General features: G+C 41.8%; 12 protein-coding genes. 7 read left to right on the top strand and 5 right to left on the bottom strand.

From position 1 onward, the window contains the following. Positions 1–263: 263 nt before the first annotated feature. Positions 264–971, top strand: a complete 708-nt coding sequence (locus L1286_RS09980; RefSeq protein ID WP_235406781.1) for a TorF family putative porin — start codon at positions 264–266, stop codon at positions 969–971. 60 nt (positions 972–1,031) lie between these two features. On the opposite strand, the gene L1286_RS09975 is transcribed toward L1286_RS09980, so the two are convergent. From L1286_RS09975 to L1286_RS24125, 3 genes are all read right to left on the bottom strand, one after another. After that, positions 1,032–1,757, bottom strand: coding sequence for a YebC/PmpR family DNA-binding transcriptional regulator (locus L1286_RS09975; RefSeq protein WP_235406779.1), 726 nt, complete (start codon positions 1,755–1,757; stop codon positions 1,032–1,034). Between the two features lie 120 nt (positions 1,758–1,877). Further along, the gene (locus tag L1286_RS09970) at positions 1,878–2,483 is read right to left on the bottom strand and encodes an HAD family hydrolase (RefSeq protein ID WP_235406777.1); all 606 of its coding nucleotides are present in this window, start codon (positions 2,481–2,483) and stop codon (positions 1,878–1,880) included. A gap of 208 nt (positions 2,484–2,691) precedes the next feature. Next, the gene (locus tag L1286_RS24125) at positions 2,692–2,814 is read right to left on the bottom strand and encodes a hypothetical protein (protein ID WP_268832226.1); all 123 of its coding nucleotides are present in this window, start codon (positions 2,812–2,814) and stop codon (positions 2,692–2,694) included. Between the two features lie 94 nt (positions 2,815–2,908). Between L1286_RS24125 and L1286_RS09965 the strand changes: the two genes are divergently transcribed. From L1286_RS09965 to L1286_RS09955, 3 genes are all read left to right on the top strand, one after another. Beyond that, positions 2,909–3,796: a LysR substrate-binding domain-containing protein gene (locus tag L1286_RS09965; protein ID WP_235406776.1), complete on the top strand. Its 888-nt coding sequence runs from the start codon at positions 2,909–2,911 to the stop codon at positions 3,794–3,796. A gap of 77 nt (positions 3,797–3,873) precedes the next feature. Next, complete coding sequence (locus tag L1286_RS09960) at positions 3,874–4,485, top strand: hypothetical protein (RefSeq protein WP_235406774.1); 612 nt, start codon at positions 3,874–3,876, stop codon at positions 4,483–4,485. Beyond that, positions 4,486–4,887 (top strand): hypothetical protein, encoded by a 402-nt coding sequence (locus L1286_RS09955; RefSeq protein WP_235406772.1) that lies wholly within the window; start codon positions 4,486–4,488, stop codon positions 4,885–4,887. A gap of 56 nt (positions 4,888–4,943) precedes the next feature. On the opposite strand, the gene L1286_RS09950 is transcribed toward L1286_RS09955, so the two are convergent. Then, entirely contained in the window at positions 4,944–7,736 is a 2,793-nt protein-coding gene (locus L1286_RS09950) for a methyl-accepting chemotaxis protein (protein WP_235406771.1), read from the bottom strand. A 409-nt stretch (positions 7,737–8,145) separates the two neighbouring features. Continuing rightward, a complete protein-coding gene (locus L1286_RS09945) occupies positions 8,146–8,943 on the bottom strand; it encodes a helix-turn-helix domain-containing protein (RefSeq protein WP_235406770.1) in 798 nt (265 codons plus the stop codon). 102 nt (positions 8,944–9,045) lie between these two features. Between L1286_RS09945 and L1286_RS09940 the strand changes: the two genes are divergently transcribed. The 3 genes from L1286_RS09940 (at position 9,046) to L1286_RS09930 (ending at position 12,856) form a co-directional block, all read left to right on the top strand. After that, on the top strand, positions 9,046–9,435 hold the full coding sequence (locus L1286_RS09940; protein ID WP_235406769.1) for a DUF3224 domain-containing protein: 390 nt from the start codon (positions 9,046–9,048) through the stop codon (positions 9,433–9,435). 160 nt (positions 9,436–9,595) lie between these two features. After that, positions 9,596–10,003 (top strand): hypothetical protein, encoded by a 408-nt coding sequence (locus L1286_RS09935; protein WP_235406767.1) that lies wholly within the window; start codon positions 9,596–9,598, stop codon positions 10,001–10,003. Positions 10,004–10,153: 150 nt separating this feature from the next. Further along, a complete protein-coding gene (locus L1286_RS09930) occupies positions 10,154–12,856 on the top strand; it encodes a hybrid sensor histidine kinase/response regulator (RefSeq protein WP_235406765.1) in 2,703 nt (900 codons plus the stop codon). Positions 12,857–12,983: the final 127 nt, after the last annotated feature.

The following is a 12,983-nucleotide window of genomic DNA, read 5'->3' as shown; positions in this document are numbered from 1 at the left end:
AAATAATAAATAAGATTTTTTTATTAGTTATTTTTTTGCTGCTGTTTCGTCGTAACTGAGTAACCTAAATTACAGTTATATTGTTAAAATAACAATTTTATTTAAGTGGATGAAAGCGCAAAACTCGGTTCAACCCCTTGTTTAACCTGCCGATTACACTAAACTTTAACGACAAAAGTAAATATGTGATTTCAAACCTAGGTCTGAATATCACAGTGACAATATCGTGGTGGTAATATGCCACGCTCATTGAGACAAATAATATGATTAAAACTCTGCGAACTTCCTTTTATGTGCTTCCTTTAGCACTGGCTACCCATAGTGCTATGGCTGATTGGTCATCGACCATCACGGGTGCATCAGACTACACATTTAATGGTATTAGTCAGACAGAAAATGACTTCGCACTGCAAGCAAGCCTTGATTATAGTGATTCGAAGACAAACTGGTACGCGGGTTCTTGGGCATCAAATGTCGATTTTAGTGATGGCACGGATGTTGAGATTGACGTGTATGTGGGCCGCACTTTTGATTTAAGCAGTGCATGGAGTGTGGATATTGGTATTGCTTATTACAGCTACTATGGCGGTGATGACTCTAGCGACTTAAACTACCCTGAAGCCTATACTAAGTTTGGGTATGAAAATGCCCTTGGCCAAACTAGCTTTAGCTTCTTTTATAGTTGGGACTATGCTGGGACTGAAGCCGGTCACACAATTTCATCATTGTCGCATGCTTTCACAGTTGCTGAAAACCATGATATTACGGTCAGCTATACCGTTTCAAACTCATTGGATGGTGATAAATTTAGCTGGGATGGCAGTGATACCTCTTATCACTACTATGAGTTAGCTTACGCCACCAGCCTTGCTAACTTTGATATCGAAATCGCAGCGCAAGACACATCAATTGATTCAGATACGTCCGACGAACGCATTGCTTTTTCTGTGTCACGCACGTTTGATCTGTAAAGCATAATTTGAGACCTAAAAAAAGCCAGCGTATGCTGGCTTTTTTAGTTATCGGTCGTATTACTTTTTAACGATGGCGTTGTGGTAAACGTTTTGTACGTCATCACAATCTTCTAGCATTGTCATAAACTTTTCGAAGTTAGCAATGTCATCTTCGCTTTCAATTTCTACGTGTGTTTGAGGGATCCAAGTAATTTCGTCTACTTCAAATGTGATACCTTCAAATGCTTCTGTCAAAGCTGTTTTCGCTTTGAAGTACTCTGTATTCGGCGCAAATACAGACACTTTGCCATCTTCAACTTCTACATCCGTTACATCAACGTCCGCCATCATTAGCGCTTCTAATACTGCTTCGTCGTCATCACCAGCAAAACCTAAAATTGCAAAGTGGTCAAACATATGCGCTACACAGCCAGGGCTGCCGATCTTTGAGTCTGTTTTTGTAAATGGTAGACGTACATCTTTAATTGTACGATTAGGGTTGTCTGTTAAACAGTCAACAATCACCATACAGTTACCTGGGCCATATCCCTCGTAACGTGCAGGTGAGTAGTCTTCACCTGCACCACCAGCTGCCTTTTCGATTGCTTTTTCAATAACGTGTGCTGGAACTTGATCTTTTTTGGCTTTGTCGATCAAGCGACGAAGGGATAGGTTAGTTTCCGGATCTGCACCGCCATTTTTAGCTATAACGTAGATCTCTTTACCGTATTTAGAATTTACTTTGGTTTTTGCCGCTGCCGTTTTTGCCATGGCGTTTTTGCGGACTTCAAATGCTCTACCCATCTTAATTCTCGTTATTTGAAATTTTAATGGCAAAGATTCTAACAAGACTGAGGGCTTTGGGCTATACCCTATTAGGAATGACCGTGCCTATCTGAGGCAATAAGCCGGATTTCGCGCTTTTTATGCCAATTGATGCAGAGTTTTTAGGTTTAATTGCTCGACCATCTCTGCGAATTGCTCCCAATCTGTAAAAATGAGATCAGCTTGATTGGCGTAGTCTGGCAGCGCGTGTGGGGCAAAGAAGCAAGCGTGCATATCAGCATTGTGAGCGGCCTGAATGTCATAGAGATAATCGCCTACATATATGCACTCACTTCTTGCGATTTTCCAACGATCTGCGATGCAGAGTAATGCTGAAGGATCAGGTTTGGCTGGTGCGTCATCTCTGGTAACGACGATATCAATTGGCATGTTGCAGCGTTGCAGTTTAATCTGTGCCGCTTTACTAAAATTTCGCGTTACGATTGCAAGTTTAAACCCTCGTTGGTGGAGTGTATCTACGGCGTTTTTGGCACCTGGAATAAACGTACATTGATTAGCATCTTGTAGCTCATGTTGACGGATCAAATCCATTGCTTCTTCGCGCATGTAAGGTGAGGGCAGTGATGATACGAATTCGAGAAGGTCGTCTTCTCTTTGACATCCAAGCTGCGCTTTCATCATTGCGAAATCTAAGCTTGATGTGACGAGTGTGCCATCCAAGTCGAAAATAATTCCTTTAATCATGCGCTTCTTACCTCTTGATCCATAGCAAGACTACAATGTCTGCTTTAAACATAGAGTACGTCAGATCAGGTTGCAAAGATCACAGCCAAAAATAGTTGTAATTGCTGCTGGACCTACCTTTTTGTCAAAAACTTGTCCTTTTTCGCAGTAAATAAAATTACTAAATTGCGCAACAATAAAACTATATTAACTATAATTATTAGTTATTTTATTTGTGAGCGCATAGATGCGCTAATTGTAGCTTTTGAGCGATAACTCGTAACCAATGCTCTATTTTTGTTGGTTGTAAATGTTTTTTTTCTTTTTTAAATTCAAGTTTTTGTTCTTTCAATTTTATGCCTCCTATCATGCCTCAGGGGTAATTATGTGGTATAAAACGATTCAACTCGAACGATATATAATTAACCAAACTATAAGTAAAAATTATGTACAAGGAGCTCGTAAATATTTCTGGGTTACGCATGGTTGAAGCCGCGGCAAGACTCAAGAGCTATAGTAAAGCGGCCAATGAACTGCACGTATCGCAAGCAGCGGTGAGCCAGCAAGTTCGCAAATTGGAAGCGCAGCTAGGGTGTAAACTATTTTATCGCAGCGGTCGAAATATGCATGTAACCCAGCAAGGGGCGGTACTTAGAGACGCAATATGTTTGGGGTTTGATAGCATTGTCGATGGGCTCAAAAAAATCCAATGTGAACCCTTGTCTGGAGAACTAACCATAACCACGACTCAGTCCTTTGCATCTTTAGTACTGGTGCCTAGAATGTGGAAGTTTGCTATTGCGTTTCCTGATATAACGCTTCGAATATTGACTTCAAAGGACACCGAAGATTTGCGTCAAGGTAACATTGATGTTGCCATTCGCTACGGCAGAGTGCCTTATCCAGAGTATCATTGTGAGGTTTTATTTGATGATCCAATTGTACCGTTGTGTTCTGTGGAGGTTGCACAACAGTTGGATGAATATAATCCCAGTAGTTTAAAAGGCTGTTGGCTTATCGATTATGCAGAAAAGCAGTACTGGCCTCAGTGGTTTAAACAAGTTTCCATCTCCCCTGACCTTTCCGATTGCCAAGTATTACAGGTAAACAACATTGATGTGGCGATGAGTGCTGTCCTCGCTGGACATGGTGTCTGTTTAGGATCTGCCAAACAAGCTGCCTACCACATTGAGCAAGGGCTACTGGTACAGCCCTATGCCGCGGGTCTCGAACCTGGTGCGCAATATCGCTTAATGTATGATACCGAGTCTCCAAGGGGGCAACGTATTGCAGTGTTTAGTAACTGGTTACGAGGGGAGCTTGCATGTGTATAGCTTCTACTTTTTTTCATTTAGGGCACAGTGAGTGGATTATTTTGCGCTGTTCCATACTCTACAATAAGAACTAAGAGATGATTTATTTAGTCACAACGGTGGTTTTGATTCTATGCAGTGCCATCTTATTCGTACCAAAATTAAAAAGCTTTACACAGCGCAATGCGTTAGCAAGTAACTTTGCTTTAACGCTGATTGCAACCTTGATAGGTGTTTTATTAGCGATAGGGATTAGTAATTATGATTCGGAAGAAAAAGAGCGGCGCGATTTAGTGAAGTTACTGCATGCTGCTGAAGCTGTTGTGAAAGAAAGCCAAGACTACAGCGTCGAATTGTACAAGCACTATCAACAGCATGAATTGGATAAAGAGAATCCTGATAGCAAAAGGCGATTCTTTGAAAAAAATCCTCTGGTATATCCAACATACTTAGATGCTTTGATGTCACAGCACCTATTCATTAAAAACTTGTCTCAAGAGTCCTTGACTGAATTGAGCGAGCGTTTAATTATTATGAAACGTGCGCAAAGTGCCATGCCCAAATTGTTTATCCAAAGTACGCACTATGTTTTGTACATCCTAGAGCAAGAAAGAAGGTATCAACAACAACATATAACGCTTCTAGAGTTAGAGGCCTTACTTGATGTCAAAGAAGACCAAATAACCCATATTTTGATTGAGGCACTTTAAATGGTAAGGCTGATATTGGCGCTCCTTGTTATTGTGTGGTGTGATAAAGCGGTCGCGTCTGACTGTGACAAAACCGTGTATGATGCAAGCCGTGCACGCCTTGATGCGCAACAGCAGTATAAACACCAAGGGGTTGCTTTTATTGCTGTGGCAAATGGTATTGGACCAGCACGCCCGGCACTAGAACACATCACCCTAACTAAGTGCATAATACTAGACACGCCTTGGCAGATCATTTGGGTTGGTGCTGATAGTAGTATATGCCCAAATCACACAAAGTTGGAAGCAAGTGCACTGCAATATGCACGCGAGTACAATGAACACATGCTGTCTTTGGCACAAACGAGCCCTGACTATTCATGCCCGTTTGTACGTGTAAACCCCGTTGACAAAATTCGCTAGCTTCTGGGCGATTACAATGGCGTTAAACAAGACAATAAAGTGACAGCCCGTTCATTTTACCCGACATTTAAACGCAGTGTTTCCTTTGCGCTGGGCGCTAACAACAATTCTTGATTTGAGGTTGCCTTAAAATTAGAGACCTGTTGGAGTAAATGCTGCGCTTGCTGAATCATTTTTTGGCTTGCATGGGTAGATTGCTCAACCAAATGCATATTCCTCTGTGTTTCGTTGTCTAGCTGTGCGATGGTAGACGACACGGCTGCGACACCATCTGACTGCTCTTGGCTTGCCTCAGTGATCTCGGAAATCATCATATTGACTTCCTGAACAACTTGTACGAGTTGCTTGAATGTGTCGCCTGACGCCGCCACCAGCAAACTCCCTTTTGAAACTGCTTCGGAGCTGTCTTGAATAAGGCCTTTAATTTCTTTTGCAGCAGATGCGCTTCGTTGCGCCAGATTACGAACTTCACTGGCTACCACCGCAAACCCCCTGCCAGCTTCGCCTGCTCTTGCGGCTTCCACAGATGCATTCAATGCTAATAGGTTAGTTTGAAAAGCAATTTCATCAATAACACCGATAATATCGGAGATACTATTACTGCAAGCTTCAATATCACCCATCGCATTGACAGCGTCAGAGACAGTCTCCCCGCCTTGCTGCGCTTTTTTCATCACTTCATCTGCGTGCAATGATACATCCTTAGCGCTTTTTGCATTTTGCTGAACTGTGGTTGTTAACTGCTCCATGGTGGATGCGGTTTCTTCAAAGCTGGCGCCTTGATTTTCTGTACGCTTATTTAACTCTTCATTACCATTGGCGATGCTTTGGGCACCTTGAAATACCTGGTTTGATGCTTCGGTGATCTCCAGTACCATGCTATTGAGGTTGCTCATTAAGCCATTCATGGCCTCTTTCAGAGTATTAAATTCGCAGCCGAGGTCATCATTTATCATGTGGTTTAGTTGACCATCGGCAAGGGCTAAAATGGCTGTTTTAATACTGGAAATGGCATGCTTTCTCACTGTGATATCCGTCGCATACTTTACCACTTTAAACGGGTTGCCATCAGCATCAAAAATTGGGTTGTATGAGGCTTGTATCCAAATTTCTCTTCCCCCTTTACCTATTCGTTGATACTCGCCACTATCAAATTTCCCCTCATTCAATCGCTGCCAAAATTGCGTATACTCCGAGCTGCTGGCATAGTCTGGCAGCGCAAACATTTTGTGATGTTTACCTTGTATTTCACTGAGTGAATAACCCGTTGTCATCAGGAAGTTCTCATTGGCATCTCTAATGGTGCCGTCCATATTGAATTCAATCACGGCTTGCGATTTATGTATGGCAGCGAGCTGACCTGCGAAGTCTGCGCTTTCAAGCTTTTGCCGCGTAATCTCTGAAGCGAATTTAACAACTTTGAAAGGCTTGCCTTTTGAGTCAAATATCGGATTGTAAGTTGCTTGTATCCATATCTTTTTGCCATTTTTGCCTACTCGAGGGTATTCACCCGAATCAAATTTACCCTGATTAAGCTGTTGCCAGAAGTCGATATACGCTTGGCTTTGCGCATAACTGGGATCGGCAAACATGCTATGATGCTGGCCTTGGATTTCTTCTAAGGTATAACCTGTCGTGTGTAAGAAGTTTTCGTTGGCAGTAATAATGGTGCCGTCCATATTAAATTCAATTACAGCTTGTGACTTACTGATCGCCTGAAGTTGGCCCTCATAGTTGGCTGACTGTATTTTTTGAGCTGTAATATCAGACGCATATTTGACCACTTTAAATGGCTGGCCACTGGGATCTAAAATGGGGTTATAAGAAGCTTGTATCCATATTTCTTTGCCGTGTTTACCGCGGCGTAAGTACTCTCCTGAACTAAACTGTCCGGCATTTAGATTAGCCCAAAAGTCACGATACTCTTGGCTATCAGCATAGTCAGGCTCTGCAAACATACTGTGGTGCTGCCCTTTTATTTCATCGAGCGTGTATCCCATGGTTTGCAAGAAATTTTCATTGGCATATAGGATGGTGCCATCCATATTAAACTCGATGACTGCTTGTGATTTACTAATTGCTTGCAGTTGCCCTTTGAAGTCCGCTGATTGCATCTTCGCAGGTGTAATATCCGACGCGTATTTCACGACTTTGTATGGTTTACCCTGTGCATCAAATATCGGGTTATAAGAAGCATTGATCCATACTTCTTTGCCTTCTTTTCCAAGGCGTTTAAATTCACCGGTACTGAAGGAGCCCTGATTTAAACTTTGCCAAAAATGTTGGTATTCTTCACTTTGTGCGTATTCAGGCTCCGCAAACATGCTGTGATGCTTACCAACGATTTCTGAGAGTTCATAGCCCATGACATTGAGGAAATTTTCATTCGCATGAATGATGGTCCCATCTAGGTTAAATTCAATGACTGCTTGCGAACGAGTAATAGCGTTGATTTTTCCGACATAATCCGTATTTTGAATTTTGTAGGTCGTTACATCATGCAGCAGCAACATAGACATGGTGTTGTGAGATGGCGCGTCAAATGCTTTTAGGATATCCAGCTGGAACCAAAAGACTTGATTGTGATTACTGACTATTTTCACCTCACTGGAGGGCGCCTTATTTGTTGTATGTTGGTCTAGGTTCAACTTTCCTTTAAGTACCGTGTCGTATGGCTTATTGATAAGTGCATGGCGTGGGTAGCCGAGCTTGCTAAGCAGCGCATTACTGGCTTCGGTTATCATGCCATCTTCGTTGACTACCAATATACACTGATGATTAAAAATAAGGTCATATTTGGATTGAATTGCTTGTCTTTTTAGACGCTCTGTCCTTGATGAAAAAATCATAAGCCACCGAGTTATTACAAATGAGTGTAAGCAAAAATATAGTTCAAAATATCGGTTATGCCACCCGAGATAAGTGAAGAAAACGGCATGAATTATAGGGAGTTTAAGGACTGGAGCTGTGAAAATGAAACAAACAATTAAAGAAAATAAAAAAAAGCGCGCAGACTCTGCGCGCAAAAAAGTCTCATAAAGACAGGGGGAAAATCAACATGTTAAACAATTGCAAGGTGAACTGCTTGGGTTACTAAGCAGATAACCTGTGTATGCGCTTACTCAACGAGGTAAAGTATAGAATTATTCCCTTGTTGTAATCATCCTATCTCTTGCAAAGGGGTGTGACGCCTTGTTGTATTTTGTAACCTCAGTTGTGCTTTTGAATACACTTATAAATGCGCGCTGAATAGACACGTTAGATATCGTCAATATAGGCACCTGGGGTCATGCCAAGGATATTTTTAAAGTCTTTGATCAGGTGAGCTTGATCTGCATAATCTAATTTGCTTACCAAATGGTGTATGTCGTTAGGTTGTTGCTCTATGAGTGCGAGCGCATTATGTAATCGGTATTTTCGGATCAAATACTTTGGGGAAAGGCCGATGTATTTTTTGAACTGTCGTTGCAAAGTTCGTTTAGATATACCGCTTTTCAGTGCGAGATCCTCGACCGTGTATATATCATCATTATTCTTAATGTGTTCAACTAAGGCTGTTAACTGTTGAACATGGTGCACTTGTACATAGCTACAAAGCGGTTCAAGTGCTTGTTCAAGTGTATAGACTCGGGCTTTATCATTGTCTGTTTGACTTAAAGTTTGAGACAGAGAAACTAAATCACAGTGTAAAAAGCTGGGTAATGAAGTCGTGGTATCAATGTAATGTTCAATCGGGTTTGGCAACACGGGAGCCAATGCTCCGAGTTTAAATTTCACGCCAATTATTCCGTTTTTCCCATGCATTGCGTAATCATATACCTTGCTAACAGGGCCTAGGAATGCACATTTATCTGGAAAAAAAGTCAAATGACAATTCGGGTCCGGCAAGTTCTTTTGGACGTGTTGTGAACCTACTGGTAAATCCCAATCAACCAACCAGTATTGTTCAACTAGACTCGCCTGTTGAGGTGATGGAAAGTAACGTCTTAACGTGTAGTGCTGCTCACTTTTAGCATGATGTAGCACACCGCTTATTTGCTGGTTGTTTTTTTCCACGATTTAGTCCCAATATCTAGCAAGGTATGACGCGTTTTTACAATACCACTGTACGGCGCCATGTTAATGTAATTCAAACTTAAAAACATCTCGGAGAGACATATGAAATGGCAAGGTGAGTTTCAAATTGCAGATTGGCAAGAGCAAACGCGTGAATCAAGTGTTGTATTGACGGGAGGGAAGCGAACAACCGCCATTGTAAATCAAGTTTATCAAGGGGATATACAAGGCACTAGTGAACTTCAGTACAGTATGGTTTATGACGGAGAAGGAAATGCACGGTTCAGCGGTATTGAGCTGATACAAACAGAGTTGGGCGCGCAAAGTCATATTTTAGTCCTATCGCATCAGGGCAAATTTAGTCAAGGCGTTGCCAGCAGTGAGTTTGAAGTTGTAGACAGTGAGCCTAAACATTCGATAATCGGTGCACAAGGGCAATTCACTTCTGGTGAAGGTGGAAAAGCCGAGTATTATCTCGAAAAACGCAGTTAATTGGTTTTTGATAGGCTTGATCAGCAGCGCGTCGACTAAATGAGCGCGTAAGTATTCTTGGCTTGATGATTATTTTGGAACAATAGTCACTGGGGTCACTCTGCTCATTAGTGACATGGGGCAAACGTAGTGGGATTTATATAAGTTCAATGGCGTGTATATGTTAATTAGTTTAATGCAGCACCTTGCTATTTTAGTGTGTGCATTTATGGGGTTGTTTATTGCTAAGTCGCCCCCCCTTTACTATGACTCAATCATATATCCATTTGCCCCAAGTTTTGGTTTATGGCTACAGTTTTACATTGTGTTATACCCGCAAGGGTTCGCTTCAATGTTTGCTGCTTTGATTGGTTCTTGGGTATATCGAAAAACGATGTCTTATGCTGCACTTTGTGCGCTGATTGCATTTACTGTTGATTATCAGATGATGTTGTTTAGCAATTTAAAAATGCACTTTTTCCATGAAAGTTATGTACTGGTGTATTGTGCTGGAGTCTACAGCTGCTATTGGTTGTTTAAGCTTTGTTTGTCTAGATTACGTATCAAATTAACTGCCCTTACGAAGTAAATTAAATTGGTGAAGAATCATCGCAAATGAGCGCACTGTGCGTTCAGTGCAAAAACGAAGCGCCATTTGCTTTACTAATGACTTCCGTTCTACCACACTTCTTACCTATAAGTTTTTGTTTATCCCCTTTATAAACATATGGTTGTTCACATGGAATACGCTCAGAATATGCTTTCTCTACTCACCAAGTCCTTAGGCGGTGGACAATGGAAGTGGGAGTTACAAAGTGGTGAGACGCTGGTGGATAATGCGGTTGAACAGCTGTTTGGGTTGTCGCAAGACAAATTATTCAACACCCGCACTGGCGCAACGACACCAGAGTTTATCGCGTCACACTGTCATGAAGACGATTTAGAGGTCGTGCAGCACGCATTTCGCTTGGCTGTCAATAAAGGTCAAGAGGTTGATATTAAATTTCGTCTGGTCACAGGTGAGTGTGCCCCTACCGTAATGATCGCATGTCTCGCGTTACCTGAATTTGATGAGCATAACAGTTTGATAGCGTTACTGGGCATTTGCTACGAAGTAATGCCTTCACAGCAATCAACATTATTATTAGAAGAACAGTGTCATGAGGGAAATACTTCAGAGCAACATCTGCTATTTGAGGAGCTCGTAGACTTGTTACCCATAATGGTTAACTCATTCGATGAACATGGGCAGTGTTTATTGTGGAATCGCTCTTGCGAGAACCAACTTGGTTACAGTTTTGAAGAAGCGAAAAACACCCCAGATCTAATGCAACATTTTTATCCTGATGAGGCGATTCGCCAGCAAGTGTTTATTGATATTACAGCCACCGAAGGCAAGTTTCGAGAATACCCTGTACAAGTTAAAAACAAAGAAGAAAGACGGCAATTGTGGGCTAACTTTCGGCTTTCAAATGGAATGATGATTGGTTGTGGGACCGATATTACAGATTTAAAACACGTCCAAGGTGAATTAGAAAACCAAATACGCTATAGCCAAAGTGTCGTTGGTAACATGCCTATGGGATACCATCTATGGGAATTTAATGAGGCAGGAGAGCTAGCATTTAAAGGGTTCAATAGTGCTGCGGAAAACATTTTAGGGTTTGAACATGCTCCCTTGATTGGCCAATCGTTAGTCGAGGCTTTTCCTGCCTTGTCAGAGACTGACATACCCGCTCGCATGCACGAAATTGCCCGTACAGGGGGAAGTTTTGATTATGAGTCGTTGACTTATGCCGATGAGCGTATCGATAGTGTATTTTCTACCGTATATTTCCAGTGCTACACAGGTGCTGTGGTGTCTATTTTTCGAGATATTTCAGACTTACGCATTAAAGAAGCAGAGCTTAAATTAGCGGTGAATAAATTAAAGTTGGTGGCTGAAGGGTCTCAGGATGGATTTTGGCATTGGGTTGATCCGGTCAATGATAAGGTTGAATGGTCCGATAATTTTTTCACCATGCTTGGTTTTGAGCCTCAAGAGTTTGAACCGACTTTCGCCTTGTTCCAGACCATGTTGCACCCTGACGATGCCGACAACACGCTGGATAAAGTGAAGCAAGCGATAGCTGACAAACAAACATTTGAGATACAGTATCGCGTACGCAACAAACTGGGCGAGTATGCGTGGTTTAGAGGTCGAGGCACGCCATACTATACGGAAGCGGGAGAGCTAAAGGAGATGGCTGGTTCGATCTCCAATATTGATCAAAATGTTAAGATCCGAAATTCATTGAAAGAAGCGAAAGAAAAAGCGGAGCTGGCCACAAAAGCCAAATCAGACTTTTTGTCTAATATGAGCCATGAAATACGCACGCCAATGAATGCCATTCTTGGCGGTTTACAGTTATTAGAAAACATACCATTAGATGAAAATTCAAAAGTGATACTGTCTAATGCTGCTTATTCTGCAAAGAGTTTGCTAACCATCATTAACGATATATTGGACTACTCCAAAATCGAAGATAATAAGCTAACCTTGGAGCACAATGCGTTCTCTTTGCGCAAAGTACTAGAGTCCGTTCAGTATGACCTCGATGCTCTGGTTAGCAGTAAAAATATCAACTTTATCACGGAGATTGCTGATGACTTCAAAGATGGGTGGATGGGAGATGTAGTTCGGGTAAAACAAATTGTTCTCAACCTTGCTTCAAATGCGGTTAAATTTACCAATGAGGGTGAAGTCAAAGTGGTCCTTAGTCGGACCTCGCATAACCAAAAACAAGCCGTAAAGATTGAGGTGTTCGACTCAGGCATAGGTATGACACAAGAAACACAGGCTCGTATTTTCGAGCGTTTCAGTCAAGCTGATTCATCAACAACACGGCAATATGGTGGGACTGGGTTAGGTATGTCGATAACCATCAATTTGATTAAAATTATGCAAGGAGATATCAAGGTATTGAGTGACTTTGGTCAAGGTACACAAATTATTGTTATATTGCCGTTAGAAAAAGCTCAAAGCAATTCGATTCCAACGATTCAAAAGTCACTCACTGCGCCAAACTTGACTGGAAAGAGGATTTTAATCGCTGAAGATAATTCGATTAATCAAACACTCATTCGCGCTATGTTGAGACCGACTCAAGCTGATTTAACACTCGTTGCTGATGGTAAGCTGGCTGTGGAAGCCTTTATGCAAGGCCAATATGATTTAGTGTTGATGGATATCCATATGCCTGAAATGGATGGCATTGAAGCTCAACAGAAAATTAAAGCACTCAGCGGCACAACGCCGGTGATTGCGCTAACAGCAAATGTAATGGTGGAAGACGTTAATAGATATTTGTCTCAAGGTTTTGTATCGCATATTGGCAAACCCATTGATGTGAATACGCTTTACGGTGTGTTAGGTGGATATGCGAATGAAGGACAGGTTTAGCTTAATTGAGCATACAGGCACTGACCCTGATACTTGACCCTGCTAATAACGGTCACGCCCCTTACACCAAAAACCACGATTAGAGGTGATAAAGGGCGATATAAAAAATTTCAAGTTTGTTGCTTGT

Origin of the sequence: Pseudoalteromonas sp. SMS1 (assembly GCF_021530565.1) — a bacterium.
Taxonomy (GTDB): domain Bacteria; phylum Pseudomonadota; class Gammaproteobacteria; order Enterobacterales; family Alteromonadaceae; genus Pseudoalteromonas.
This window is presented reverse-complemented; position numbering and strand designations above follow the sequence as displayed.